This window comes from Lentzea albidocapillata (genome assembly GCF_000719115.1).
Lineage (GTDB): Bacteria > Actinomycetota > Actinomycetes > Mycobacteriales > Pseudonocardiaceae > Lentzea > Lentzea albidocapillata.
Map to the genome: position 1 here is coordinate 77,850 of NZ_JOEA01000015.1, position 24,883 is coordinate 102,732.

At 69.6% G+C, this 24,883-nt stretch carries 33 protein-coding genes; 14 read left to right on the forward strand and 19 right to left on the reverse strand.

Translation table 11 applies throughout. The features are described 5' to 3' along the window. Positions 1–2: 2 nt before the first annotated feature. Positions 3–1,205 carry an ATP-binding protein gene (locus IG04_RS0125325; protein WP_051770654.1) on the reverse strand — a complete coding sequence of 401 codons (1,203 nt, stop codon included), beginning with the start codon at positions 1,203–1,205 and terminating at the stop codon, positions 3–5. A gap of 223 nt (positions 1,206–1,428) precedes the next feature. Between IG04_RS0125325 and IG04_RS0125335 the strand changes: the two genes are divergently transcribed. Beyond that, the gene (locus IG04_RS0125335; RefSeq protein ID WP_245816493.1) at positions 1,429–2,043 is read left to right on the forward strand and encodes a DedA family protein; all 615 of its coding nucleotides are present in this window, start codon (positions 1,429–1,431) and stop codon (positions 2,041–2,043) included. Between the two features lie 209 nt (positions 2,044–2,252). Here IG04_RS0125335 and IG04_RS0125340 read toward each other — a convergent pair whose 3' ends face one another. Beyond that, a complete protein-coding gene (locus IG04_RS0125340) occupies positions 2,253–3,299 on the reverse strand; it encodes an NAD(P)-binding domain-containing protein (RefSeq protein ID WP_245816494.1) in 1,047 nt (348 codons plus the stop codon). Between the two features lie 94 nt (positions 3,300–3,393). Here IG04_RS0125340 and IG04_RS0125345 point away from each other — a divergent pair, with 94 nt between their 5' ends. The 5 genes from IG04_RS0125345 to IG04_RS0125365 all read left to right on the forward strand — a co-directional run bounded on the left by IG04_RS0125345 (position 3,394) and on the right by IG04_RS0125365 (position 7,145). Further along, positions 3,394–4,146: a hypothetical protein gene (locus IG04_RS0125345; protein WP_245816496.1), complete on the forward strand. Its 753-nt coding sequence runs from the start codon at positions 3,394–3,396 to the stop codon at positions 4,144–4,146. 7 nt (positions 4,147–4,153) lie between these two features. Beyond that, a complete protein-coding gene (locus IG04_RS0125350) occupies positions 4,154–5,182 on the forward strand; it encodes an LLM class flavin-dependent oxidoreductase (protein WP_036015829.1) in 1,029 nt (342 codons plus the stop codon). Between the two features lie 336 nt (positions 5,183–5,518). Next, on the forward strand, positions 5,519–6,046 hold the full coding sequence (locus tag IG04_RS0125355) for a hypothetical protein (RefSeq protein ID WP_030479213.1): 528 nt from the start codon (positions 5,519–5,521) through the stop codon (positions 6,044–6,046). Positions 6,047–6,056: 10 nt separating this feature from the next. Continuing rightward, entirely contained in the window at positions 6,057–6,524 is a 468-nt protein-coding gene (gene bcp, locus IG04_RS0125360; RefSeq protein WP_030479214.1) for a thioredoxin-dependent thiol peroxidase, read from the forward strand. A 285-nt stretch (positions 6,525–6,809) separates the two neighbouring features. Next, the gene (locus tag IG04_RS0125365; RefSeq protein ID WP_030479215.1) at positions 6,810–7,145 is read left to right on the forward strand and encodes a DMT family transporter; all 336 of its coding nucleotides are present in this window, start codon (positions 6,810–6,812) and stop codon (positions 7,143–7,145) included. Between the two features lie 45 nt (positions 7,146–7,190). Here IG04_RS0125365 and rdgB read toward each other — a convergent pair whose 3' ends face one another. Both rdgB and rph read right to left on the reverse strand, forming a co-directional pair. Further along, a complete protein-coding gene (gene rdgB, locus IG04_RS0125370; RefSeq protein ID WP_030479216.1) occupies positions 7,191–7,790 on the reverse strand; it encodes an RdgB/HAM1 family non-canonical purine NTP pyrophosphatase in 600 nt (199 codons plus the stop codon). Next, positions 7,787–8,551, reverse strand: a complete 765-nt coding sequence (rph, locus tag IG04_RS0125375) for a ribonuclease PH (RefSeq protein WP_030479217.1) — start codon at positions 8,549–8,551, stop codon at positions 7,787–7,789. Before rph ends, rdgB begins: the two co-directional genes overlap by 4 nt. A gap of 49 nt (positions 8,552–8,600) precedes the next feature. On the opposite strand from rph, the gene IG04_RS0125380 reads away from it, so the two are divergent. After that, positions 8,601–9,095 (forward strand): DUF2231 domain-containing protein, encoded by a 495-nt coding sequence (locus tag IG04_RS0125380; protein WP_030479218.1) that lies wholly within the window; start codon positions 8,601–8,603, stop codon positions 9,093–9,095. On the opposite strand, the gene IG04_RS0125385 is transcribed toward IG04_RS0125380, so the two are convergent. From IG04_RS0125385 to IG04_RS0125400, 4 genes are read right to left on the reverse strand one after another with little or no spacing between them, the layout of a single operon-like run. Continuing rightward, entirely contained in the window at positions 9,053–9,469 is a 417-nt protein-coding gene (locus tag IG04_RS0125385; RefSeq protein WP_030479219.1) for an OsmC family protein, read from the reverse strand. The two genes, IG04_RS0125380 and IG04_RS0125385, sit on opposite strands and share 43 nt — an antisense overlap. Beyond that, positions 9,466–10,233, reverse strand: coding sequence for an MBL fold metallo-hydrolase (locus tag IG04_RS0125390; protein ID WP_030479220.1), 768 nt, complete (start codon positions 10,231–10,233; stop codon positions 9,466–9,468). The genes IG04_RS0125385 and IG04_RS0125390 overlap by 4 nt, the downstream gene beginning before the upstream one ends. Position 10,234: 1 nt before the next feature. After that, complete coding sequence (gene murI / locus IG04_RS0125395; protein ID WP_030479221.1) at positions 10,235–10,987, reverse strand: glutamate racemase; 753 nt, start codon at positions 10,985–10,987, stop codon at positions 10,235–10,237. An 11-nt stretch (positions 10,988–10,998) separates the two neighbouring features. Further along, entirely contained in the window at positions 10,999–11,610 is a 612-nt protein-coding gene (locus tag IG04_RS0125400; protein ID WP_030479222.1) for a rhomboid family intramembrane serine protease, read from the reverse strand. A gap of 33 nt (positions 11,611–11,643) precedes the next feature. Here IG04_RS0125400 and IG04_RS0125405 point away from each other — a divergent pair, with 33 nt between their 5' ends. Further along, on the forward strand, positions 11,644–12,504 hold the full coding sequence (locus IG04_RS0125405; protein ID WP_030479223.1) for an SMP-30/gluconolactonase/LRE family protein: 861 nt from the start codon (positions 11,644–11,646) through the stop codon (positions 12,502–12,504). A gap of 102 nt (positions 12,505–12,606) precedes the next feature. On the opposite strand, the gene IG04_RS0125410 is transcribed toward IG04_RS0125405, so the two are convergent. The 7 genes from IG04_RS0125410 to clpS all read right to left on the reverse strand — a co-directional run bounded on the left by IG04_RS0125410 (position 12,607) and on the right by clpS (position 16,440). Beyond that, positions 12,607–13,557 (reverse strand): PLP-dependent cysteine synthase family protein, encoded by a 951-nt coding sequence (locus tag IG04_RS0125410; protein ID WP_030479224.1) that lies wholly within the window; start codon positions 13,555–13,557, stop codon positions 12,607–12,609. An 8-nt stretch (positions 13,558–13,565) separates the two neighbouring features. Further along, on the reverse strand, positions 13,566–13,838 hold the full coding sequence (locus IG04_RS0125415; RefSeq protein WP_030479225.1) for a MoaD/ThiS family protein: 273 nt from the start codon (positions 13,836–13,838) through the stop codon (positions 13,566–13,568). 31 nt (positions 13,839–13,869) lie between these two features. After that, a complete protein-coding gene (locus tag IG04_RS0125420) occupies positions 13,870–14,280 on the reverse strand; it encodes a M67 family metallopeptidase (protein ID WP_030479226.1) in 411 nt (136 codons plus the stop codon). An 84-nt stretch (positions 14,281–14,364) separates the two neighbouring features. Beyond that, entirely contained in the window at positions 14,365–14,661 is a 297-nt protein-coding gene (locus IG04_RS0125425) for a hypothetical protein (RefSeq protein WP_030479227.1), read from the reverse strand. 17 nt (positions 14,662–14,678) lie between these two features. Then, entirely contained in the window at positions 14,679–15,590 is a 912-nt protein-coding gene (locus IG04_RS0125430) for a P1 family peptidase (RefSeq protein WP_030479228.1), read from the reverse strand. Then, positions 15,587–16,144, reverse strand: a complete 558-nt coding sequence (locus tag IG04_RS0125435) for a DUF2017 domain-containing protein (protein WP_030479229.1) — start codon at positions 16,142–16,144, stop codon at positions 15,587–15,589. Before IG04_RS0125435 ends, IG04_RS0125430 begins: the two co-directional genes overlap by 4 nt. Continuing rightward, entirely contained in the window at positions 16,141–16,440 is a 300-nt protein-coding gene (gene clpS, locus IG04_RS0125440; protein WP_030479230.1) for an ATP-dependent Clp protease adapter ClpS, read from the reverse strand. The genes IG04_RS0125435 and clpS overlap by 4 nt, the downstream gene beginning before the upstream one ends. A 79-nt stretch (positions 16,441–16,519) precedes the next feature. Between clpS and IG04_RS0125445 the strand changes: the two genes are divergently transcribed. Then, positions 16,520–17,803: a nicotinate phosphoribosyltransferase gene (locus tag IG04_RS0125445; RefSeq protein WP_030479231.1), complete on the forward strand. Its 1,284-nt coding sequence runs from the start codon at positions 16,520–16,522 to the stop codon at positions 17,801–17,803. Between the two features lies 1 nt (position 17,804). Continuing rightward, entirely contained in the window at positions 17,805–18,344 is a 540-nt protein-coding gene (locus IG04_RS0125450; protein ID WP_030479232.1) for an isochorismatase family protein, read from the forward strand. On the opposite strand, the gene IG04_RS0125455 is transcribed toward IG04_RS0125450, so the two are convergent. The 4 genes from IG04_RS0125455 to IG04_RS0125470 all read right to left on the reverse strand — a co-directional run bounded on the left by IG04_RS0125455 (position 18,341) and on the right by IG04_RS0125470 (position 21,346). Continuing rightward, complete coding sequence (locus IG04_RS0125455) at positions 18,341–19,009, reverse strand: hypothetical protein (protein WP_030479233.1); 669 nt, start codon at positions 19,007–19,009, stop codon at positions 18,341–18,343. The genes IG04_RS0125450 and IG04_RS0125455 overlap by 4 nt on opposite strands. A 124-nt stretch (positions 19,010–19,133) precedes the next feature. Then, positions 19,134–20,306 (reverse strand): non-hydrolyzing UDP-N-acetylglucosamine 2-epimerase, encoded by a 1,173-nt coding sequence (gene wecB / locus IG04_RS0125460; protein WP_030479234.1) that lies wholly within the window; start codon positions 20,304–20,306, stop codon positions 19,134–19,136. 69 nt (positions 20,307–20,375) lie between these two features. After that, positions 20,376–20,567 carry an LPXTG cell wall anchor domain-containing protein gene (locus tag IG04_RS0125465; protein ID WP_030479235.1) on the reverse strand — a complete coding sequence of 64 codons (192 nt, stop codon included), beginning with the start codon at positions 20,565–20,567 and terminating at the stop codon, positions 20,376–20,378. Positions 20,568–20,581: 14 nt separating this feature from the next. Further along, on the reverse strand, positions 20,582–21,346 hold the full coding sequence (locus tag IG04_RS0125470) for a choice-of-anchor P family protein (RefSeq protein WP_030479236.1): 765 nt from the start codon (positions 21,344–21,346) through the stop codon (positions 20,582–20,584). A 294-nt stretch (positions 21,347–21,640) separates the two neighbouring features. Here IG04_RS0125470 and xrtP point away from each other — a divergent pair, with 294 nt between their 5' ends. The 4 genes from xrtP to IG04_RS0125490 all read left to right on the forward strand — a co-directional run bounded on the left by xrtP (position 21,641) and on the right by IG04_RS0125490 (position 24,871). Further along, positions 21,641–22,159: an exosortase P gene (gene xrtP / locus IG04_RS0125475; RefSeq protein ID WP_245816498.1), complete on the forward strand. Its 519-nt coding sequence runs from the start codon at positions 21,641–21,643 to the stop codon at positions 22,157–22,159. A gap of 44 nt (positions 22,160–22,203) precedes the next feature. Continuing rightward, positions 22,204–23,526, forward strand: a complete 1,323-nt coding sequence (locus IG04_RS0125480) for a glycosyltransferase (RefSeq protein ID WP_051770693.1) — start codon at positions 22,204–22,206, stop codon at positions 23,524–23,526. Between the two features lie 99 nt (positions 23,527–23,625). Continuing rightward, complete coding sequence (locus IG04_RS0125485) at positions 23,626–24,198, forward strand: biotin transporter BioY (RefSeq protein ID WP_036015870.1); 573 nt, start codon at positions 23,626–23,628, stop codon at positions 24,196–24,198. A 10-nt stretch (positions 24,199–24,208) separates the two neighbouring features. Further along, complete coding sequence (locus IG04_RS0125490) at positions 24,209–24,871, forward strand: nucleotidyltransferase domain-containing protein (RefSeq protein ID WP_159460498.1); 663 nt, start codon at positions 24,209–24,211, stop codon at positions 24,869–24,871. Positions 24,872–24,883: the final 12 nt, after the last annotated feature.

The following is a 24,883-nucleotide window of genomic DNA, read 5'->3' on the forward strand; positions in this document are numbered from 1 at the left end:
GCTCACGGAGCACGTTCGCCCAGGTCAGATCGCGTGTCCTGCGGGGGCACCCCGCACCCCGGGTCAGGGCTTTTCATTTGGTTCGCCGCAGGGGCCGGCCCGCGGCGGACCACCTTCGGATTAGCCGCTGAAGTACCGCGAACTCTCCCGCGCACCTCCCCGGCGAACTGTTCCGCGAGCCGTTCCCTGCCGTAGAGCCGGACCGACTCCAGCTGCTCGAACCGGCCGGCCCCGGTGAACGTGAGCAGCGACTTGGCCACGAGCGCGGACAGCACCACCAGCACCCGGTCCGAGGGCAGGTCGCAGGCCTGGACGGCGCCGTCGAGCCCGAAGCCGCCGGGCCCCTGCGAGATGCACCGGAACACGTGCTGCTCGTCGGCGCTCAGGTGGTCGTAGCTCCACCCGATCGCGGCGCGCAGGCTCCGGTGGCGTTCCGCGGCGGTGCGGTTGCCCCGGTTGAGCAGCTCCAGGCGGTCGTCCAGCCGCGCCAGGACCTCCTTGACGGGCAACAGGGTCACCAGCCTGGCCGCGAGTTCGATGGCCAGCGGGAGGCGATCAAGACGTGCGCACAGAGCGGCCAGCGCGTCCCTGTCGCCCAGCCGCAGGCCCACCTGGTTCGCGCGGGCGCGGTCGGCGAACAGCTCCACCGCGTCCGTGATCGACAACGGCTGCACCGCGAAGAGAACCTCACCCGGCACCCGCAACGGTTCGCGGCTGGTCGCGATGACCGTGAGGCCGGGACAGCCGAGCAGCAACGGCTCCAGCAGCGCCGCACACTTCGCAGCGACGCGTTCGCAGTTGTCCAGCACCAGCAGCGTCCTGTGGCCCGCGAGCGCGCGCACCAGTGTGCTCAGCACAGGCTCCCTGGCCGGTTCGCCGAGCGCCGCCACACAGGCTCTCGCGACGTCGGTGGCCGACGCGAGCTCGACCCACGTCGCCCGGCTTCCGGCGAACTCCTTGACCAGCCTGCTCTTCCCGACGCCGGCCGGCCCGACGAGCGTGAGCACGCGCGTGCCGCCGAACCCGCAGAGACGAACCAGTTCGGCATCGCGGCCGACGAAACTGTCCAGTGCCGTAACGGGTTCGTTCACGCGCTGCCGGTAAGCGCGCTGCCGGCAGGCGTTCGAGCAGTACCGCGCGTGCCTGCGCCGGGAGGTGGCGGTCGCGGTGCCGCAGAACGCACATGTCTCCACCTGGTCAGCCATCGAACACGATCGTAGTCAAACGATTCCAAGCCGGCGTGAGGACTCTCACCCTGCCCGTTCCGGACGGTCGCGATGGCACTCGGAACGACCGCGCTTCTCGCGCGAACACTGAGGATTCGACTCCCCCTAGTGGTCATCCCCCAGTTGGGGTGGGGTTTTCCCCACCCCAACTTTGCGGCTTACCCCAATGTCCCCGAACCACACCGTCCGTAACTTGGACCCCATGAACTTGGTCGACTGGGTCACCGACCTGATGCACACGGCCGGCGCACCCGGAGCGGCTTTGGCGATCGCGCTGGAAAACCTGTTCCCGCCCCTCCCGAGCGAGGTCTTCCTGCCCCTGGCAGGCTTCACCGCGGCCCAGGGCAAGATGTCGCTGCTCGACGCCATCCTCTGGACCACGCTCGGCTCGGTCTCCGGCGCACTGCTGCTGTACTGGGTCGGCGCCCTGCTGGGCCGTGACCGGGTCCGCCGCATCGCCTCCCGGATGCCACTGGTCCGAGTGTCCGATGTGGACAGGACAGAGGCCTGGTTCCTGCGCAACGGCTACCGAGCGGTCTTCTTCGGCCGCATGATCCCGGTCTTCCGCAGCCTGATCTCGATCCCGGCCGGCGTCGAACGCATGCGATTAGCACCGTTCCTCGCCTACACCGCGGCAGGCAGTCTCCTGTGGAACACGGCGCTGATCCTCGCGGGATACCTGCTGGGCGACAACTGGCACCTCGTCGAGCAGTACGTGGGCATCGGCTCGAAGGTGGTCCTGGGCCTGGCAGTGGTGGCCGTGCTGACCTTCGTGGTGACCCGCCTCTCGAAGAAGCGTGCCGACTCACGCGTCTGAACGCCCCGCACGCCGGAGCCGCTCGCAGGGCGGTCAGACCTTCCGGCGTCACAGCGGACACGCGTACCGCTCGCGCCCCTCGACCACGCCCGCCGTGAGGCCGTCTAGTGCCGTGACCGGCAACCTTCGCCGCGTCTTCCGGCGCTCAGCAGGGCGCCTCGCACCCGTCTGACCACCGAAATACGGGGCAAAGGCAGCCGGTCACGCCACTAGTTCGCGACCTTGAGGCTGTCCAGGTACCCCATCAACTCACGAACGGCGCTGCGCCCGGCCCGGTTCGCGCCGATCGTGCTGGCCGAATGCCCGTAGCCCACGAGGTGAATCCGCGGGTCGGACACCACGCGGGTGCCGTCCACCTGGATCCCGCCGCCGGAGGCCCGCAGGTGCAACGGTGCGAGGTGCTCCAGGTCGTGCCGGAACCCGGTGGCCCACAGGATGATGTCGGCGTCGAAGCGTTCCCCGGACGCCCACTCGACGCCGGTGGGCGTGACCCGCTCGAACATCGGCTTGCGGGCCAGCACGCCGGAGGCGATGGCGGCGCGCGTCTGGTCGGTCAGTGCCAGCCCGGTGACGCTGACGACGCTGCGCGGGATCAGGCCTGCCCGGACGCGTTCCTCGACCATGCCGACCACCCAGCGGCCGTAGTCCTCGGTGAACGGGCCCTCCCGCCACACCGGTTCGTGCCGCGTGACCCAGCGGGTCTCCGCAGCGAAAGGAGCGAGTTCCATCAGCAGTTGCGTGGCCGAAGCGCCGCCGCCCACGACCACGACCCGCTTGCCTGCGAAGTCGGCGGGGCCCTGGTAGTCGGCGGTGTGCACCTGGCGGCCCTGGAACGTCTCCTGGCCCGGGTAGTACGGCCAGAACGGGCGGCGCCAGGTGCCGGTCGCGTTGATCAGGCCGCGGGTGGTCCAGACGCCGTCGGTGGTCTCGACCTTGAGCAGCGAGCCGTCGTTCACCACCTGGGTGACGTTCACCGGGCGCACGACGGGGAGGTCGAAGAGCTGTTCGTAGCGGGCGAAGTAGGACGGGATCGCCTCGTTGGCGGCCTCGTCGGGCGAGGGCTGCTCGAACGGCATGCCCGGCAGCTCGTGGATGCCGTGCACGGTCCGCATGCGCAGGCTCGGCCAGCGGTGCAGCCAGGCGCCGCCGGGAGCGTCGTTCGCGTCCAGCACCACGTGCCCGACACCGCGCCGCTGCAAGAAGTACGAGGCGGACAGGCCCGCCTGTCCCGCGCCGATCACCACCACATCCGTCACATCTCGGTCAACGGAAGGAGGCAGCCGGTTCTTCTCACCTGTGACCCACAAAACATCGGGCAAAAGGTCCGGGCGGCCGCTAGCTTCCGGGAGCGTGCACCTAACTCTGACGATGGCGTTGCTCGCGGCGCCCGTTTCCACGACGGCGCCCGTTCCCGCGCCGACGGCCTCCTACGCGGTCTACGACCGGATCACGCACCAGGTGACCGGCCGGGACGTGCACAAACCGATCAGATCAGCCTCGCTGGTGAAGATCCTGATCGCGATCGAACAGTTGGAGACGCGGGGCGACGACCCGCGCATCGAACCGATGTTGCGCGTCAGCGACGACAACGCGGCGAGCGAGCTGTGGGTCGAGAACGGGTGGGAGCAGCTCGTCGTGCGCACGGCCGAGCGGTTGAAGCTCGACGACACGCGGCCGCCCGAGAACCGCGGCATGTGGGGCTACACGGCCGTGAGCGCCTCGGACGTCGTGAAGATCTATCGGTACGTGCTGGAGGAGGCGAAGCCGAAGGTGCGGCACACGATCATGGGGCACCTGCAGCGGGCCGAGAAGTGCGCGGCGGACGGGTTCGACCAGTCGTTCGGGCTGCCGTCCACCACGTGGAAGCCCGCGTTCAAGCAGGGCTGGTCGGGGTTCGGCGACCCGGCGAAGCCGTGCGTCGACAGGCCGCGTCCGCGCATGCAGTGGGACCTGGACACGAAGTCACCGGCGCTGCACACGTCCGGGACGTGCTGGTTCAGCATCGTCGCGGTGCTGACGCTGCACCCCGAGGGCACCACCTACGAGAAGGCCACGAAACGAGTTACCCGGCTCACGGAAGAAGTCACGAAGTATCGGTGTTGATCGATGTATGAGCCGTCTGAGTGAGATCCCGCTGTCCGTCCTCGACCTAGCCCCCATCACGTCGGGGTCGGACGCGACGACCGCGCTGCGGAACTCGCGGGAGCTCGCTCAGCAGGCCGAACGTCTCGGCTACCACCGCTACTGGTTCGCCGAGCACCACAACATGCCGGGCATCGCCTCGTCCGCGCCGGCCGTGCTGATCGGGCACATCGCGGACGCGACGCGGACGATCCGCGTCGGCTCCGGCGGCGTCATGCTGCCCAACCACGCGCCGCTGGTGGTCGCCGAGCAGTTCGGCATGCTCGAAGCGTTGCACCCCGGCCGCATCGACCTCGGCATCGGCCGCGCGCCCGGCACCGACCAGAAGACGGCGCGGGCGCTGCGGCGCACCGAGGCAGGTCTCTCCGCGGAGAACTTCCCGCAGGAGCTGACCGAGCTGATCAAGTACTTCGAGGGCACCGCCGAGCTCAACGCCGTGCCCGCCGCCGGCAACAAGCCGCCGATCTGGCTGCTCGGCTCGTCCGGCTACAGCGCGCAGGCGGCGGGGATGCTGGGCCTGCCGTTCGCGTTCGCCCACCACTTCAGCGCGCAGAACACGCTGCCCGCGCTGGAGCTGTACCGGCGGCACTTCCGGCCGTCCGAGGTGCTCGACGAGCCCTACGCGATGGTGTGCGCCTCGGTCGTCGTCGCCGACACCGACGAGCACGCCCGCTACATCGCGGGTCCGGGAGCGCTCTCCTTCGTGCGGCTGCGCCAGGGCCGCCCGGCTCCGCTGGCCACGCCGCAGGAGGCCGCGGACTACCCGTACACCGAGATCGACGAGCTGGTGATCGAGGACCGCATGGCCAGCCAGATCATCGGGTCCCCCTCAACGGTCCGCTCCGGGCTGGACGCGTTGATGGAGTCGACGGCGGCCGACGAGCTCATGGTCACCACCATCGTGCACGGGCACGATGACCGTCTGCGTTCGTTCGAACTCCTCAGCGAGCTGGCCGAACGGACGCCGTCTCTGGGCCGTTCAGCCGCACATACGTGAGTCGGCCAGGCGTGACCTTCACGTTTTGTACGACTGACGCTGGTCTGAACGGGTGATAAACGGCTCCGCTTGTAGCGCGGGGCACACAGTCGGCGATGATCGGTATGAGCGCGCACGCCCCCCGACGCGCTCCCTAGCGTGACCCGCGGCCTCGGCCGCAGGACGGCGTGGGGCCGGCGCACTCTGTGGCGCCGCCCACGCCGCCCATCACGAGTCGGCCACGTCCCGGCACCAGGTCCGCTTCAGAGGCCTCTTTCGTTCGCACTTCCCTCTTCGGCACCGTCACAGTGGACGCGAGTCGTTCACACCCACCGCCGGGGTGGGAAAGGGGAGTTCGTGAAGTTCGCCAAATCGGCCGCGGCCGTGTGCCTGTTGCTGGCCGTGGCGGGATGTGCGGGCCCCAGTGTCGCCGTCACCCCCGACGAGAACCTGACGGTCGAGCAGCGAGCCGAGACGCCGAGCGCGTCCGGTGCCGCCGCGTACGGCTCGCAACGCGTGTGGGCCTCGGGCCTGTCCGTCGTGGTCTCCGCCCCCCGCTCTCTCGCACCGTCCGAGACGGCGATCCCGAAGGCCCGCCGCACCGCGGTCTTCACGATCACCGTCTACAACGGCTCCAAGGCCCCCTACCGGCCCTCCCAGCTCTCCGTGCGCGCCACGGCCGACGGAGAACCCGCCGCAGAGCTCGTCGACTCCGTGCAGGGCCTCAACGGCCTCGCCGCCGCCGTCGCCGAGCTCCCGCCGGGCCGCGACACCCAGCTCCAGCTGGCGTTCGCGGTACCCGAGGCGCCGGTGCGCATGCAGCTGACCATCCAGCCGGGCGGACAGGGCCAGGACGCACCCACCGTCTTCGAGGGCCAGGCCTAGGCTCTGGGGCATGACCAGTCGTCTCGAACCTGGTGACACCGCGCCCGCGTTCACGCTGCCCGACAGCGAGGGCAAGCCGGTGTCCCTGTCCGACTACCTCGGCAAGTCCGTGGTCGTGTACTTCTACCCGGCCGCGAGCACGCCGGGCTGCACCAAGCAGGCCTGCGACTTCCGCGACAACCTCGGCGTCCTCGCCGGCTCCGGGTACGAGGTCGTCGGCATCTCGCCCGACAAGCAGGAGAAGCTCGCGAAGTTCCGCGACGCCGAGGGCCTGACCTTCCCGCTCCTCGGCGACCCGGACAAGAAGGTCCTCACCGAGTGGGGCGCGTTCGGCGAGAAGCAGAACTACGGCCGCACCGTCCAGGGCGTCATCCGCTCGACGTTCCTCGTCGGCCCCGACGGCAAGATCGTCAAGGCCATGTACAACGTCCGCGCCACCGGCCACGTCGCCAAGCTCCTGCGCGAACTCCCTGCCTGATTTCCCACCGGACGTGAGGCCGCCGTCGCCTCGACTGCGACGGCGGCCCTTTTTTCAGGTATGGTCGAGGTGAAGGGCGTGCAACAAAGCCGCCCCTGTTCCGGTGAGGGTGATACACCGTGTGTCGTTTGACGGCACCTAACGGCCCCGACATCCCGTCTGATTTCATCTTGCGAGTCCACTTCCCCACGCGCGGCGGCTGACCAGGGCTTTTCGCCCACTGTCAACCGTTCTCTTCAACCACGCATGCCTAGCGCTGCGTGCATTTCGTGCTGGGAAAGTTCAATGCTCAAGTGGATACTGCTGGCCGTCGCCGTAGGCGCGGAGGTCTTCGCGACCCTCTGCCTCAAATACTCCGACGGCTTCACAAAACTGTGGCCCACAGCCGGCCTCGGCGTCGGCTTCCTGACCGCCCTCTACCTCGAATCACTCGTGATCAGAATGGGCCTGCCGGTCGCCATCACCTATGCGATCTGGGCAGGCGCAGGTATCGCCCTGGTGGCGATCACGAGCCGAGTGCTCTTCGCGGACCCGCTGAACCTCGCCATGCTCGCCGGCATGGCCCTGATCGCCGCAGGCGTCTGCGTCGTGTCCGTTGCGTCCCAGGGCGCCGCGGTGTGACCTCCGCGCCGGGATCGAGGATCTCGATCCCGGCCGGTGGCGGAACTAGACCAGCTTGCGCAGGTGCGGGACGAGGAGCTTCAGGGCGCGGCCCCGGTGGGACTCCGCGTCCTTCTCCTCGGCCGTCATCTCGGCCGAGGTGACCTCGTACCCCTCGGGCACGAAGATCGGGTCGTAGCCGAAGCCGTTGGTGCCGCGACGGGCCCGCAGCAACGTGCCGCGCCACTCGCCGCGCACGACGACCTCTTCACCGCCCGGCACCACCAGAGCGACCACCGACACGAAGGCAGCGCCGCGACGCTCGTCCGGCACGTCGCCGAGCTGACCGAGCAACAGGTCCAGGTTGGCGTCGTCGTCGCCGTGGCGGCCCGACCAACGGGCGGACAGCACGCCGGGCATGCCGTTCAGCTCGTCCACCGCGAGACCGGAGTCGTCCGCCACAGAAACCAGTCCAGTGGCCAACGCGGCGTCACGGGCCTTGGCCAGCGCGTTGCCCTCGAAGTCGGGCGCGGTCTCGGGGGCCTCCGGGAACTCCGGCACGTCCGACAGGCACAGCACCTCGATGCCGGACAGGTCCTCGGCGACGACGATGCGCTGGAGTTCGCGGAGCTTCTTCGCGTTGCGGGAAGCCAGAAGCAGCTTCATCGCTTGCTCGCCTTGGGCTCCGGCAGGACGCCGGGGTAAGGCTGGGCCAGCGCCTCCGCCTGGAGGCGGTTCAGTTCGACGCAGCCCTGCAGGGCGATGTCGAGCATGCGGTCCAAAGTGGACCGGGCGAACGTCGCGCCCTCGCCGGTGCCCTGGACCTCGATCAAAGTGCCGGCGTCGGTGGCGACGACGTTCATGTCGACCTCCGCGCGCGAGTCCTCCTCGTACGGCAGGTCCAGCCGGACGCGGCCGTCCACGACGCCCACCGACACCGCGGACACCGCGCAGGACAGCGGCGACGGGTCGGCCAGGCGGCCTGCCGCGCCCAGGTACGTCACCGCGTCGGCCAGCGCCACGTACGCGCCGGTGATGGCGGCGGTACGGGTGCCGCCGTCGGCCTGGATGACGTCGCAGTCGATGACGATGGTGTTCTCGCCCAACGCCGCCAGGTCGATGCAGGCACGCAGGGAACGGCCGATCAGGCGCGAGATCTCGTGCGTGCGGCCGCCGATGCGGCCCTTCACGGACTCGCGGTCGCTACGGCTGTGCGTGGCCGACGGAAGCATCGCGTACTCGGCGGTCACCCAGCCGAGGCCGGAGCCCTGGCGCCACCGGGGGACGCCTTCGGTGACACTCGCGGCGCACAGCACGCGGGTGTTCCCGAACTCGATCAGGACCGAGCCCGCGGGCCAGGTCTGATATCCACGCGTGATCCGGATGTCACGCAACACGTCGTCGTTTCGCCCGTCGCTTCGCACCACGGCGCCTAGCCTAATGAACCCTGCGGAGCGTCATGGCGTAGGGAGAGACATGCTGACGATCGACGGTATTCCGCTTCACCCGTTGCTGGTGCACGCGGTGGTCGTGCTGTTGCCTCTCGCGGCGCTCAGTTCGGTCGCGATCGCGCTGGTCCCGGCCTGGCGGCGCAGGTACGCGTGGCCCGTTCTGGGGGTCACGCTGGCAGGCGTCGCGGCGGTCCCGGTGGCCAAGCAGGCCGGCGAGGACCTGCAGGTGGCACTGCAGAACAACGGCGTGCAGAACCCCGCCATCCAGACGCACGCCGACCTCGGCACCACGTTGCTGCCCGTCGCGCTCGGGTTCGGCGTCGCGGTGATCGCGCTGCTGGTCGCGGGCCGGCTCGCGGACCGCGAACGCCAGGCGGAGGCACCCACCACGAAGACGTGGCGGGTGCTCTCAGTCGTGGTGTCCGTGCTGGTCGTGCTGCTCGCGATCGGGACGACGGTGCAGACCGTGCGCGCCGGTCACAGCGGCTCGGCAGTCGTCTGGAGCGGTGTCGGGAGCTGAAGCGGCGACGTCGCCGACTGCTTCAACGTCCGCGTGACCGTGCAGAACTGCTCCACGGCGCGCCGGACGACGGTTTCCAGCGCCTCCGGGTCGTCCACTGCGGACAGGTCGTACGAGAGCGTCACCGGGATGGAGATCACCTCGTTGCCGCTCTCGGACTGGACCGCGTCCGCCTCCGCTGTCAGCTTCTCGCCGCCGGTTCTGCGCAGGATCAACGTCTCCGACGTCACCATGGCGCACCCGGCGGCGGCCGCGACCAGCAGTTCGACCGGGCTGAACGAGCCCTCCTGGCCCTTGCGGCCGATCCGCACCGACGCACCGCGCCCGTTGGAAGCGACGAACTCGTGCTCGCCGACGCGCTCCAGGTTGATCATGCCCGCTCCCCCATCTCGTACCGGCCGCCCTGCACGACCAGCTCACTGGGCCCGCCGAACGCCGACCGGGCCTCCTCCAGCACGTCCTCGCGCGACGTCCACGGCGGCACGTGCGTGATCAGCAGCCGCCCGGCTCCCGCCCGCGCGGCCAGTTCCCCCGCCTCGCGCCCGGACAGGTGCAGGTCCGGCTGGCGGTCCGGCGCGTGCGTCCAGCTCGCCTCGCTCAGCAGCACGTCGGCACCGGACGCCAGCGAGTCCAGCGCGGCACAGGGCCCGCTGTCCCCTGTGTACGCCAGCGTCACCCCGCCGCACGAGATCCGGAACCCGTAGGCCTCGCAAGGATGTGCGACCACCGCGGAGTCCACGGTGAACGGTCCGATCTCCACCCGCGAACCCAGGCCGTGGAACGAGAAGACGTCGCTGAAGTCCAGTGACGACCGCTCGGCCTCGTTCGGCGCGTAGGCGGCGACGAACCGCGAGTGCGCCTCGGCGGGCGCGTGGACGGGCAACGGCCCGGACGGCGGAAGAGGGTGGTATTTCCTTGCCACATATAGCGAAGACACGTCGACGCAGTGGTCCGGGTGCAGGTGCGAGAGCACCAGCGCGTCCATCGAGAACAGCGGCCGCTCCTCCTGGAACCGCGACAGCACGCCGTTGCCGAACTCCAGCGCCAGCGTGAACCCGTCGGCCTCCAGCAGGTACCCCGACGCCGCCGCGCCGGGTCCGGGAATGCTGCCGGAGCAGCCGAGCACGGTCAGCAGCACGTCAGCCCCACTGTTCGAAGGTCGGCAGGAACCGGGCCGCGAGCTTCGCGAACCGCTCGGGCGGGCCGGTGCACGTCACGCGGTGCACGGCCGGGCCGGACGTGGCGAACTCGTCGCGTTCGGTCAGCAGCCGCACGACGTCCTTCACCGTCTCTTCGGCGCTCGACACCAGCGTCACGTGCTCGCCCATGACGATCTGGATCACGCCCGTCAGCAACGGGTAGTGCGTGCAGCCCAGCACGACCGTGTCGACCTCGGCGCGCTGCAACGGTTCCAGGTAGGCCTGCGCCAGCCCGAGCACCTGCCGGCCGGAAGTGATGCCGCGCTCCACGAAGTCGACGAACCGGGGGCACGCCGCCGGCGTCACCGTCACGTCGCGCGCCGCCTGGAACGCGTCCTGGTAGGCGTGGGAGTTGATCGTGCCGACCGTGGCGATCACGCCGACCCTGCCGCTGTGCGTCGTCGTCACCGCACGGCGCACGGCGGGAAGGATCACCTCGACCACCGGCACGTCGTAGCGCTCACGGGCGTCGCGGAAGCAGGCGGCGGACGCGGTGTTGCACGCGATCACCAGCATCTTCGCGCCCTCGTCCACGAGCCGGTCGCAGATCTCGAGGGCGTGCTTGCGCGCCTGCGCGATCGGTAGCGGCCCATAGGGACCATGAGCCGTGTCGCCGATGTAGTGGATCGACTCGCCCGGCAGTTGGTCCATGATCGCGCGGGCGACGGTGAGGCCGCCGACGCCCGAGTCCATGATCCCGATCGTCACGCCGTGAATGTAGCCGGTGCGCTCGTGCGGCGGTTGTCGCGAGAAACACCCCACGCAGCCAGAACTCCGCCGATTGCGCCGAACAGGTGGCCTTCCCACGACACACCGGGCTGGCCGGGCAGCACGCCCCACAATGCGGCGCCGTACAGCATGAACACGCCGACGGCGATCACCAGTTGCAGCCACGAACGCGCGAAGATCCCGCGCACCAGCAGGAACGCGAGGAAGCCGAACACCAGCCCGGACGCGCCGATGTGGCTGCCGACGCTGCCGAACACCCACACGCCCAGCGCGGACGACAGCCAGATGACGGCGGTGACCTGGAAGAACTGCTTGAGACCACCCGAGTTCGCGAGGAACCCCAGCAGCAGCAACGGAACCGCGTTGCCGGTGAGGTGGCTCCAGTCGCCGTGGATCAACGGCATCCACAGCAGGTTGTCCCACTCGCCGAAGTCACGCGGCAGTACGCCGTCGTCCTCCAGCGAGCCGCCGGTCGCCACGTCGAAGGCCTCGACGGCGTAGAGGAAGCCGACGAACCCCGCCACGACGAGCAGCGACAGCACTGGATGCGGCGGTATTACCCGTTTCGCGAGCGCGGTGCGGTCCACTCGTCCAGAGTACGTGGCAACTAAGGTGGCTGGGTGTCGATCGAAGTAGCGGTACGTGCGTCCGCCCAGCTGGGCGAGGGCCCTACGTGGGACCACAGCAGTTCCACGTTGCTGTGGGTGGACATCCTCGCCTCCGAGGTGCACCGGTACGCACCCGCGCGGGACGACGACGCGGTGCTCGTGGTGCCCCAGCACGTGGGCGCCGCCAAGCCCCGCGCGCAGGGCGGCCTCGTCTGCAACCTGCGCGACGGCATCGCGCTGATCGACCGCGACGGCGCCAAGAGCTGGCTCGTCTACTGGGCCCGTGACGGTGTGCGCGGCAACGACGCGGGCGTCGACCCGTCGGGCCGGTTGTGGGCCGGCACGATGCGCTACGACCAGGCCGCCGACGAGGGCTGGCTCGCCAGGATCACCGGCGACGGCTCCGCGAAGGTCATGGTGGACAAGGTGAACACGAGCAACGGCGTCGGCTGGAGCCCGGACGGCAGGCTCATGTACTACATCGACACGCCGACCCGCCGTATCGACGTCCTCGACTTCGACAACGCCACCGGCACCGTCGCGAACCGCCGCCTGTTCACCCACGTCGGCAACACCGACGGCTGGCCGGACGGGCTCACCGTGGACGCCGAGGGGTGCGTGTGGGTCGCGCTGTGGGGCGGTCACGCCGTGCGCCGCTACACGCCGGCCGGTGAGCTCGACCGCGAGATCGGGGTGCCGGTCGACAACCCGACCGCGTGCTGCTTTGGCGGACCGGACTTCACCGACCTCTACGTCACGTCCGCCCGCGTCGGGCTGTCCGATGAGGCGCTGGCGGACCGGCAGCTCAACGGTTCCGTGCTCGTGCTGCCCGGCGCCGGGCAGGGCGTGCCGAGCGTCGCGTTCAACGGCTGACGGAGCTGCCCGGAACGGGCTTCGCAGGCTGACGCAGGCGTCCCCCCGAGCTGGGAACCCCTGCGTCACAACCTACTCGGCACCACCGACAAGATCGTCGGGCTAAGCCCAGAGGTGGCCGTCGAGCTTCGCGGCCGCCTCGTCCAGGGTTCCGGCGTAGGCGCCGGTGGACAGGTACTTCCACCCCGCGTCCGCGACCACGAACACGATGTCCGCGGACTTCCCCGCGACCTCGGCCTTCTGCGCCACGGCCAGCGCGGCGTGCAGGATCGCCCCCGTCGAGATGCCGGCGAAGATGCCCTCGGTCTCCAGCAGCTGCCGGGTGCGGCGCAACGCGTCGTAGGACCCGACCGAGTACCGCCCGGTCAGCACCGACGCGTCGTAGAGCTCCGGGACGAAGCCCTCGTCGAGGTTGCGCAGGCCGTAGACCAGCTCGCCGTACCGGGGTTCGGCGGCGATGATCTGCACGTCCGGCTTGGCTTCGCGCAGGTACCGCCCGACACCGACGAGCGTGCCCGTCGTGCCGAGACCGGCGACGAAGTGCGTGATCTCCGGCAGGTCCTTCAGGATCTCCGGCCCGGTGCCGCGGAAGTGCGCCTCCGCGTTCGCCGGGTTCCCGTACTGGTAGAGCATGACCCAGTCCGGGTTCTGCTTGGCGATCTCCTTCGCCGTGGCGACGGCCTGGTTCGACCCGCCGGCGGCAGGCGAGAACACGATGCGCGCGCCGTACGCCTGCAGCAGCTGCTTGCGCTCGGTCGAGGTGTTCTCGGGCATCACACACACCAGGCCGTAGCCCTTGAGCTTCGCGGCCATCGCCAAAGAGATACCGGTGTTGCCGGATGTCGGCTCCAGGATCGTCGCGCCGGGACGCAGCACGCCGTCCCGCTCCGCCGCCTCGATCATGGCCAGCGCGGGCCGGTCCTTGATCGAGCCGGTCGGGTTGCGGTCCTCGAGCTTCGCCCAGAGCCGCACGTCCGCGGACGGCGACAGGCGCGGCAGGCCCACCAGCGGCGTCCCGCCGAGCGCGTCCAGGAGCGAGTCGTAACGGGCCATCGGAAAGATCAGCCGCCCGCGACGGCCGGGAGGATGGTGACGTTGTCGCCGTCCTTCACCTCGGCCGCGAGGCCACCGGAGAAGCGCACGTCCTCGTCGTTGACGTAGACGTTGACGAACCGGTGCAGCGTCCCTTCCTTGACCAGGCGGGCCTTGAGGCCGCCGTGGTTGTTCTCCAGGTCGTCGATGACCTCGGCGAGCGTCGTACCGGCAGCGGACACCGACTTCTCGCCCCCGGTGTGGGTGCGCAGGATCGTCGGGATCGACACGGTGACTGCCATGGTGGTTCTACCTCCGGGAAACGGGTGCAACTCAGGATTCGACGATCTTGACCGGTTCCTCGGTCACGACACCGTCGACGATGCGGTACGACCGCAGCTCGTGCTCGATCGGGTCACGCGTGGAGACCAGCACGTAGTGCGCCTCCGGCTCGCCCGCGAACGAGATGTCGGTGCGGGACGGGTACGCCTCCGTCGCGGTGTGCGAGTGGTAGATGACCACCGGCACCTCGTCGTTCGCGTCCATCCCGCGCCACACCTTGAGCTGCTCGGCCGCGTCGAACCGGTAGAACGTGGGCGACCGCTCCGCGTTCTCCATCTCGATGAAGCGCTCAGGGCTGTCGGACCCGTACGGCCCGGCGATCACCCCGCACGCCTCGTCGGGATGGTCACGGCGCGCGTGGGCCACCATCGCGTCCACCAGGTCACGGCGAATCACCAGCACGCGCTCAATCCTACGGGCTGGCGAGAGTTGTCTCGGTATGCGAGATACCCGGTCCCGGCGGTGCTGGAACCGCACGTCAAGGCGTCATCGACGCCGGCTGAGCACCACCACGAGGTAGAGGGCCAGCAACGCCACCCCGCGCCGCCGTTGCCCCTGGTCGAGCCCGCGCCACGCGGCCAGCTCCGCCCACGCGGCGAACGGCGTGGCCGCGACACCCAGCTTCATCAGCACTTTTCCCGGCCCCGGTGGAACCAGGAACGCCGCGGCGAACAGCCCGGCGGGCGCGACCACCGCCAGTTCCCTGCCGGGGATCTCCCGCGCCGCACCGGGCGGCGCCAGCTCGGACACGACACCTGCTGCCTGATCGATGACATCGGTCATGCCCGGTGGTTACCCGCTCAGAGGTCGCGGAATGCCGTCACACCGTTCAAAGACGTCGCCTCGCGCGTGCCGGACACCACGGCCTCCGCGAACATCTCCGCGGCGGCCGTGCACAACGCGTCCAACGCGAACGCGCGCGGCTCAGCCAGCGGCACGGCACCCGTGGCCAGCGCGAACACCGTGTCACCGTCGAACATCGAGTGTGCGGGCCGCACGGCGCGGGCCAGGCCGTCCTGTGCGGCCATCGCGAGCCGCTGACACTCCGCTTTGGACAGGTCCGCGTCCACCGCGACCACGCCGATCGTGGTGTTGAGGCCTTCGGGCTTGGCTTCGGGCAACGCCACCGCCGACGTGCCGAGCGAGGGCAGCCACGGCAGGCCGGACGCGCGGTCGACGACCTCGCCGGACGCGTTCACCACGGCGAGCGCGCCGATCCGGTGCGCGCCGACCGTGGCCGAGGCGACGCCGACGCCGCCCTTGAGCGAACCGACCCGTGCACCGGCACCCGCGCCGACGCAGCCCAGTTCGAAATCCGGGGAAGCCGCCTCGCAGGCCGCGTAGCCGAACGAGGCGTCCGGCCGGTTGCCCCACTCCGACATCGGCAGGTCGAAGATCACCGCGCCCGGCACGATCGGCACGACGTGGTGCGGCTGCGCGCCGACCCGGAAGCCGATCGACCGTTCCGAGAGCCAGCGCATGACGCCGTCCGCGGCCGCGAGCCCGTAGGCCGAGCCGCCTGACAGGCAGATCGCGTGCACCTGCTGGACCAGGTTCGCCGGGGCCAGGAGATCGGTCTCGCGGGTGCCCGGCGCGCCACCTCGGCTGTCGACGGCACCGACGGCTCCGGCCGGCACCAGCACGACCGTCGTCCCCGTCGCCCAGCCCGGTTCGAGCCGGTGGTGGTGGCCGACGAGAACGCCCGGGATCACGGCATCATCGCTTCGACGAGCGTGTCCTGCACCCAGGTCAGCCAGTGGTAGACGCCGAGGTGCGGGGATCTCGGATCCTCCGGCGGCAGTTCCTCCGGCATGTCCTCGGTGACGTCCAGCGCTGTCCCCAGGGCCAGCCGCACGTCGTTGAGCGACGACATCCAGGACTCGGCTTCCGCGATGGTCAGCCGGATCTCACCGCCGTCGGGCGAGCAGGTCCGCAGCACGGTCTCGGCCGCACCTGTCTTGTGGTCCAGAAGCTCCGGCTCGTGCAACGAGCGCAGCGCCGAGGCCGAGTTGACCTCGTCCGGGTCCGGCGCGTCGTCGTCGAGGCGGTGGAAGTCGGGCAGCAGCCTGCCCAGGATCGGATCGTCGGGAGCCTCAGACGGGCCTGTCCTGATGCCCGTCAGCTCCGCGAGCTCGTCCTGGGGCGCCTCCTCGGCGCGGGCCAGCAGCATGTCCTGGATCTGGCTGACCAGACCGCGCACGACCGCGGCCTCCTGCCGATCCAGCCTGCCGACGACGACGTCGCCGTCGCGGATCCACCTCTTCACGAGGCCCGCTGCATGGTCGCCCAGAGCCCTGCCGCGTGGAGTTTCGCCACGTCGGCCTCCACCTTGTCCTTGGTCCCCGATGTCACGATCGCCTTGCCCTTGTGGTGCACGTCGAGCATCAGCTTGGTCGCATGGTCCCTGCTGAACCCGAACAGCTTCTGGAACACGTACGTCACGTAGGACATCAGGTTTACCGGGTCGTTCCAGACCACGGTCTGCCAGGGTCGGTCCTCGGCGGCGACTTCCTCACCGACGGCCTCCGGCTGCGTCCGTTCCTGTTCGACGGGCGTGGTCATACCGCCAATGGTGTCATGTTCGCCGCAGTGACGGAGACCGCGTGCGGGTAAACCGGATGCGACCTTAGGGTTGGTGACCATGAACTCGACGGCGTTGCTCACCGACCATTACGAGCTCACGATGCTCGCCGCCGCGCTGCGTGACGGCACTGGTGACCGTCCGTGCGTGTTCGAGCTGTTCGCGCGCAGGCTCCCGAACGAACGGCGCTACGGCGTGGTCGCCGGGACGAACAGGCTGCTCGACGCGATCGGGGACTTCCGCTTCGGTGAGGAGGAGATCGACCAGCTGCGCCGCAACGCCGTCGTCGACGATTCCACCTTGGAATGGCTCGCGAACTACCGGTTCACCGGCGAGATCGACGGGTACCCCGAGGGCGAGCTGTACTTCCCCGGTTCGCCGGTGCTGACGGTGCGCGCGTCGTTCGCCGAGGGCGTCGTGCTGGAGACGCTCGCGCTCTCGATCCTCAACCACGACAGCGCGATCGCGTCCGCCGCCGCCCGCATGGTGACCGCCGCGAACGGCCGTCGGATGATCGAGATGGGCTCGCGCCGCACGCACGAGGAGGCCGCCGTGGCGTCCGCCCGCGCTTCGTACCTGGCGGGCTTCACCGCGACGTCCAACCTGGAAGCCGGGCGCCGGCACGGCATCCCGACGGCCGGCACGTGCGCGCACGCGTTCACGTTGCTGCACGACTCCGAGGAGGAGGCGTTCCGCAGCCAGGTCAAGGCGCTGGGCGCCGGGACGACGCTGCTGGTCGACACCTACGACATCACCGAGGGCATCAAGACCGCGGTCGCGGTCGCCGGTCCCGATCTCGGCGCGATCCGGATCGACTCGGGCGACCTGGGTGTGCTGGCCCGGCAGGCCCGCGACCAGCTCGACGCGCTGGGCGCCCGCAACACCCGCATCGTCGTGTCCGGTGACCTGGACGAGTACTCGATCGCCGCTCTGCGCGCCGAGCCCGTGGACGCGTACGGCGTCGGCACGTCGGTCGTGGTCGGATCCGGCGCGCCGACCGCGGGCATGGTCTACAAGCTGGTCGAGGTCGACGGCAGGCACGTCGAGAAGCGCAGCACGTCCAAGCAGTCGCGCGGCGGCTGGAAGAAGGCGTTGCGGCGGCACAAGGACACGGGCACGGCGCTGGAGGAGGTCGTGTTCCAGGCGTCTACCGAGCCGGAGCTCGGCCCGTACGACCGGCTCGTGCAGATCCCGCTGATGCGGGGCGGCCAGGTCACCGACGAGGTGCCCACGCTGGAGCAGAACCGCGAACGCCTGCGCGCGGCTCTGGTGAGCGTGCCGTGGGAGGGCCTCAAGCTCTCGCGCGGCGAGCCCGCGATCCCGACGATCTATCTGGAGAACTGACATGACCAAGGCACTGATCGTCGTCGACGTGCAGAACGACTTCTGCGAAGGCGGTTCGCTGGCCGTCGCCGGTGGCGCGGCCGTGGCCGCGGCCATCTCGCAGCACATCACCACCTCGTCGTACGACCACGTCGTGGCGACCCGGGACTACCACGTCGACCCCGGCGCGCACTTCTCCCCGACGCCGGACTTCATCGACTCGTGGCCGGTGCACTGCGTGGCGGGATCGCCCGGAGCGTCGTTCCACCCGGAGCTGGACGTGTCGGGGATCGAGCAGGTCTTCTCGAAGGGCCGCTTCGCCGCCGCCTACTCGGGTTTCGAGGCGGAGAACGACCTCGCGGGCTGGCTGACGGAGAGGGGCGTGACCGAGGTGGACGTCGTGGGCATCGCGACCGACCACTGCGTCCGCGCCACCGCCCTCGACGCCCACCGGAACGGCTTCCGCACGAGGGTGCTCGTCGACCTGACGGCGGCGGTCGCCGCGACGACCCGCGACGCCGCCGTTGAGGAGCTGCTCGCCGCGGGTGTCGCTGTCTCCTAAGGAGTCGGCGAGCAGGCCACCGAACCGACGGTGATGCTTCCCGTGTAGCCGGACGACGGTTCGAAGGTGATCTTCAGCAGGGTCATGCTGAGACTGCCGTCGTTCGGCACCGGGAACACCGTGTCGGTGAACTTGGCCTTGGCGAGCACGGTTCCGTTGCTCGCCTTGACGTCGTACACGTAGCCGGACGGGATCTGCTGCGGCAGCCCGGTCCAGCCGGACATGCCCTTGAGCTGCCAGCCGGCCTGCGTGCCCTTCTCGTCGGCGTCGCAGTTGACCGACCACTCGGCGATCTTGAGCCGCGGTCCTCTGTTCCCGCCGGACAGCCCGGCGAGGGCGGACAGGTCGAAACCCGCGCCCTTCGCCACGGACTTCGTCCTGGTGAGGAACTCGTCCGGGTTCACCACCTCGGTCGTGCAGGTGGAGCCGGTCTCGCCGATCTTGAGCCCGGTCCGGCTCACCGCCGGACTGGAGCCGGTGACGGTGCCCGCCACGTCCGGGTTCACGTTGCACACCGCGAGCGGCGCCACCTTGAACGTCTGACCCGCCTTCGCGAAGTCCGCGGATCCCGACGACGCGGTACCGGGCGGGTTGGCCGCGAGCGCGGTGCCCGCGGTCACGAACGTCAACGCGACCACAGCTCCGGCGATCGAAGTCTTGCGCATTTTTCGCATTGCCTTTGTTCCCACAGCCCGATAATGGTTGTACTGGATGGCGCTGATAACTGCCTAGCCCTTCATGTCACCCAAACGTGTAGCCAATTACCCGGTTGAGTGACAGGCGTCTTCGTCAGCGAACGCCCACGAGCGTGGCGAACGGCTCTCGGCGCGGCAGGGCCGTCGGCAGGCCCGCCAGCCTCTCCAGCGCGGAGCACACCCGCACGGCGGCACGCCCGTCGCCGAACGGGTTGCGCCCCAGAGGAAGCCGCAGCCGGGAGCCGAGGACCCAGCCCGCCTCGGCGAGGATGCGGGTGGTGTCGGTACCGACGAGCCAGGCGCACCCGGCGTCGACGGCGAGCATCCGTTCGGTGGTCTCACGCAGCACCAGGACGGGCACGCCGAACGTCGGCGCCTCCTCCTGGATGCCACCGGAGTCGGTCAGTACGAGGGACGCCCGCTTCAGCACGCGCACCAGGTCCGGGTAGTCCAGCGGGTCGGTGATGACGATGCGCTCATGGCCGCCCAGCAGTGACACGACCTGTTCGCGCACACCGGGGTTCGGGTGCGCGGGGATCACCACGTGCAGGTCGGGGTGGCGGTCGGCGATGGAGCGCACGGCGTTGAGCACGCGCATGAGCGGGCGGCCCCACGACTCACGGCGGTGCACGGTGACGAGCATGAGCCGGCCACCGGTGGCGTCCAGGGTGCGTTCCAGAGCGATGAGGTCCGGGCTGGACGCGGGCAGGTTCGCGGCCGCGACGCGCTGCACGGCGTCCACGACGGTGTTGCCGGTGACGACGATGTGGCTGTCCGGCAGCGACTCGGAGTTCAGCGCGTTCGCGGCGTCGTCGGTCGGCGCGAGGTGCAGCGAGGTGATGCGGGAGATCATCTGCCGGTTCCCCTCCTCGGGGAACGGGCCGTACAGGTCACCGGTCCGCAGACCGGCTTCGAGGTGCGCCACGGGGATTCCGCGCCAGAACGAGGCCAGCGCCGCGGCCAGGGTCGTGGTGGTGTCGCCCTGCACGAGGGTGACCGCGGGGTCGCGCTCCTCCAGCAGGGCGTCGAACTCGGGCAACAACCGGGAGACCAGCTCGGCCTGCGTCCCGGAGTGGCGGGGGACGTCCAGCCGCACGTCCGGCACCAGGTCGAACGCGCCGAGCGCCTGCTCGACCATGCCGGAGTGCTGTCCGCTGTGGACGATCGTGGGACGCAGGCCGGGGTGCCCCTTCAGGGCGATGGCGACCGGGGCGATCTTCAGTGCTTCTGGCCGGGTGCCGGCCACCAGCAGAACCTCTTTGCTCACCGTTGTCCTCTTCTCGGGGAAAGAGCGGGAGGTCCGTCTGGGGCCGGGGGCAACCCCAGACGGACCAATTCAGCCGGCTCGGTTCGGTCTGGTCTGGACGGGGATCGCGCGACGCCTCTTCCGCGCCGAGTGCACGAGGAACGCACCCGCGACGAGGAGGACGATTCCCGCGGCGATCCACCAGGTCACGTCCGCGCCGGTGACCGCGAGGGCACCCACGCCCGTGCCGACACCAATGCCGGTACCGGGGACCTTGTACATCTGCCGCTCCTCGATCAGGCCGCGTTGAGCGACGCGCGACGGCGCAGCGCCACGAAGGCGACCGGAGCGGCGACGACACCGAGCAGGCCGAGGCCGATCCACAGGCCGGCCCCCGACGCCATCGGGATGGGCAGGCCGGCGGGGCCGCACGTGGCGGACGAGATGATCACGTCGCCGGTGCCGATGCCGCCGAGCACGCCCTGCAGCAGCTTGATGTGGATCGCGTTCACGGTGAGGCTGCCGTCGTTGTTCCTGATCTGCTCGTTGAAGATCACCTCGGCGATCTTGATGCCCGCGAGTTGCACGTCGAGCTTGGTGTTCGCAGCGGGGTCGGCGTTGACCTGGCCGAGCCTGCCGAGGTTCACGCCCGCGAGCTTGGCCTTGCCGGCGAGGCCCTTCTGGGTCGCCGTGCACTCCGCCTCCACCAGTTCGGCGGAGATCTTGCCGGTGACCTTGGAGAGCAGGTCGACCCGGACGTCCGCGGTGCTCGCCCGCGAGTACACGCCGCCGGACTTCTCGTCCCGCGACGCGGAAGCGTTGATGACACCGGTCTTCAGGATCCCGGTGAGGTCGACGCCTGCGAACGTGTTCTGGGTCGGACCGTTCGCATTGGCTGCGGCGAACGGCTCCGCGTTGACCGCGGGGTTGCCGAGCAGCGTCACGTCGAGCTTCGCACCGTAGGCCGAGGCGTCCCCCGGAGCGGCGGAAGCGGGTGCGGCACCGACCAGGAGTGCGGCAATCGCGATGACTCCAGCCAGTCCCGTCATTCGGACACGCATGAAACTCCTTCCCTTGGTTCTCTGGCCCCAAGGCGCGTTGATACCGATGTGGTTTCACGCTTTCCGGGGGCAATTACCGGCATCGGCTTTCTTTCGAGGGAACTGAGGGTTACTCCCCGTATCGGGCGACACGACCACCCGACTCGCCCAACCGGCGCCACTCATGGTGGGACTTTTGATCAATTTCTGATTACGGCGTCACCCGATCCGGGGGTGAGGGATGACGTTGCGTCTACCGATGGAACGTCAAGTAGCCCGTCTGGGCGCTCCCTCATCGGTTGAAAGGATCTTCGGGTGACGCTTGCCGTGCGCCGCACCGCATTCCCGAGCCGGGTGACGGTGGTCGTCCTGCTCGCACTAGCGGCGGGACTCGTGTTCGCACATCGCCTGTACCGCACGGCGGAGATCTCGCTGTCCGGCGCGGTCCTGAGCGTCATCAGCTCCTATGGCGTGGAAGTGGTCCCGGAACGCCAGACCGTCTACTTCGGGCTGGGCTCGGACACCCCGCTGGGCCTGCGGATGACGCCGGAGTGCACGTCCGCGTTCCTGGTGCTGCCGCTGATCGTCGTCGGCGCGGTCATGATCGCGTTGCGCCCGCGCATCCAGAGCCGCGTGCTGTTCGCACTGGGGGTCGCGGCGTTCGCGGTCGTCGTCGTGAACCAGTTCCGCGTGCTGACGCTGGTGGGCCTGGTCGACTGGCTGGGCGTCGACACCGGGTACTACTGGGGTCACACCCTGCTCGGGTCGATGGTGAGCGTGTTCGGTGGCGCGGCCGCGTTGGTCGCGTTCGTCTGGCTGGCCACGCGGAAGTGAGCCTCGACCTCGTTCTCGGGTTCACGCAGGCGCTCGCCCTGACGATGAGCGTCGCCTTCGTGACGTACGTGTTCGTGATCGTCATCCCGTACCTGCGGCGCAAACCCGCGCCCGTCGGCGAGCCCGCCTCGTTGGAGTGGCACTTCTTCGTGCCGTGCCGCGACGAGGAGGCCGTCATCGGCGACACGATCCGGTACCTGCGCGGGACTTTCCCCATCGCGCACGTGTGGGTCATCGACGACGACTCGGACGACCGCACCGCCGGAGTCGTGCGGACGTTGAAGCGCAACGGTGGTGTGCGGGACCCGCAGATCCACCTCGTGCAACGCCAGCGCCCGTACGCCCGCACCGGCAAGGGCAACGCGCTGAACGACGCCTACCGCACGTTGAAGATGTGGATGGGGCGCCGCGCGGACACCGACCGCGCGATCGTCGTGGTGGTCGACGCGGACGGGCGACCGGCACCGAACTGCCTCGAAGTCTGTGCGGCGCAACACCTCTTCGGCAATCCGCGGATCGGCGCCGTGCAGGTGGACGTGCGGATGATCAACGCGGGCCGGCGGCAGCCGGGGGTGTCGCGGTGGCGCCGCGCGTTCGGTGCCGGGCTCGTGCGGATGCAGGACCTGGAGTTCCGCACGGCCATCGCGGCGATCCAGATGTCCCGCGGTGCCACCGGCACGATCTCCATGGGCGGCAACGGCCAGTTCACGCGTCTGTCCGCTTTGGACTCGATCGCCGGGCCGACCGGAAGCCCGTGGCGCGGGTCGTTGCTGGAGGACTTCGAGCTCGGCGTGCACCTGCTGACGGCGGGCTGGCACACGGGTTTCTCGTTGGACACGCACGTGAACCAGGAGGCGCTGTACTCGTTGCGGCGGTTCCTGGCCCAACGCACGCGGTGGGGCCAGGGCACCATGCAGTGCATGCGTTATCTGCGGCGCATCTGGGACTCCGACCACCTGACCACGCTGGGAGCGGCGGAGATGATGTACTACCTCGCGCAACCGTGGATGCAGTTGCTCGGCACGCTCATCTACCCGATTCCGATGGCGATGATGGCGTACCGGTTCGCGGTGTCGCCTTCTGAAGTCGTGTCGTGGTTCTTCGACGGCGCGTGGATCCTCTTCACCGTGTACGGCGCGTTCGGGCTGATGCCGTTCGTCCTGTGGGGACCGGTGTACCGCGCACGCTGTGAACCCGTGGGGTTCTGGAAGTCCATTGCGTACGGGTTCGGCTACGCGCTGTACATCTACACCTTCTACATCACGTCGTGGCGCGCGCTGATCCGTTTGGTGCGCGGCAACAACGGTTGGACCAAAACGCGGCGCAACGAGGAGCGGGTGACGGGCAAGGTCGCCCTCGACGCCTGATCCGCATGTGTGACCGGTCACTTTGTGGAGATCGAACAAAGACGTTCTCGAGCCTGCGTGGTTAACCTCGGTTCACTCGACTCCGCCTGGGAGGGAACCGTGACTCTCGCACTCGCACCTCGTCGCACCGTGCTCGCCGACTTCGTGCCGGGCGCCCTGGCCCGCGACCTCGCTCTCGTCGTCGCCGGTGCCGCGTTGACCGGTCTCGCCGCTCAGGTGGCGCTGCCGATCCCCGGCAGCCCGGTTCCGCTGACGGGCCAGACGTTCGCCGCCCTGCTCGTCGGCGCCTCGCTCGGCTGGCAGCGCGGAGCGACCTCGATGCTGCTGTACCTGATCGCGGGCGTTGCAGGCGTGCCGTGGTTCCAGGGCGGCTCGTCCGGTGTGCCGGTCTCTCTCGGCTACGTCGTCGGCTTCGTGTTCGCCGGTGCCCTCGTGGGCTACCTGGCCGGCCAAGGTGGCGACCGCACGCCGTTGCGCACTCTGGGCACGATGGCGCTGGGCAACCTGGCGATCTACTCGGTCGGCGTGCCGTGGCTGATGGCGATGACCGGGATGTCGCTCGGCAAGGCCCTGGCTGTGGGCGTGCTGCCGTTCCTGATCGGTGACGCGCTGAAGATCGCCCTCGCCGCCGGCGTCCTGCCGGGAGCCTGGGCCCTCGTCCGCCGCCGGTAGCTTGGACCGGGTGGTGACACCTGGGGAGTACCTCTCGTTCTTGGATGCGCGCCTGCCCGGTCTCGTGGCAGGCGCGCATGTTTATGGGTCCCGCGTGCTCGGCGACGTCGTGCGCGATTCCGACCTGGACATCGTGATCGAACTGTCCGCCGCCGCCGAACTGCCGTCGATGGACGGAGCCGACGTCGCGGTCGTGCTCGCCGGTTCGCTGGAGAAGCCGGTTTTCGACGTGACGCCGTTGGCCGGCGAGATCACTCCCGTGCTGTGGCAACAGCTGCGGACCGTCGGTCAGACCGTGCGCGGCACACGACCCACTTGTCCGGGCACTGCCGCCGACGTCGAGGCCTACTGCCGCGACAACCTCGTCAGCTACTGGAAACTGGACTTCGATCGCTTCCGCGAGGTGCTGCCGTCCCTGGATCTCGCAGCGGCGATTCCGCGCGACTCGCTGCTGTGGGTAGGCCTGGGCCCGGCCCGGCTGTGGCACACCATCCGGACCGGCGAGATCGTCAGCAAGTCGCGCGCCGGCGAACTGGCCGCCGCCCGCTGGCCAGACCTGCCGATCCTGGACCTCGTGGCGTCACGGCGGGACTCGGACGTGCCGCTGACCGTCGCGCATGCCGCGGCGTCCCTCGAACTGTTCGACCGGATCATGGCCGACGTAACGACGTGAGGTCCGCGGCCG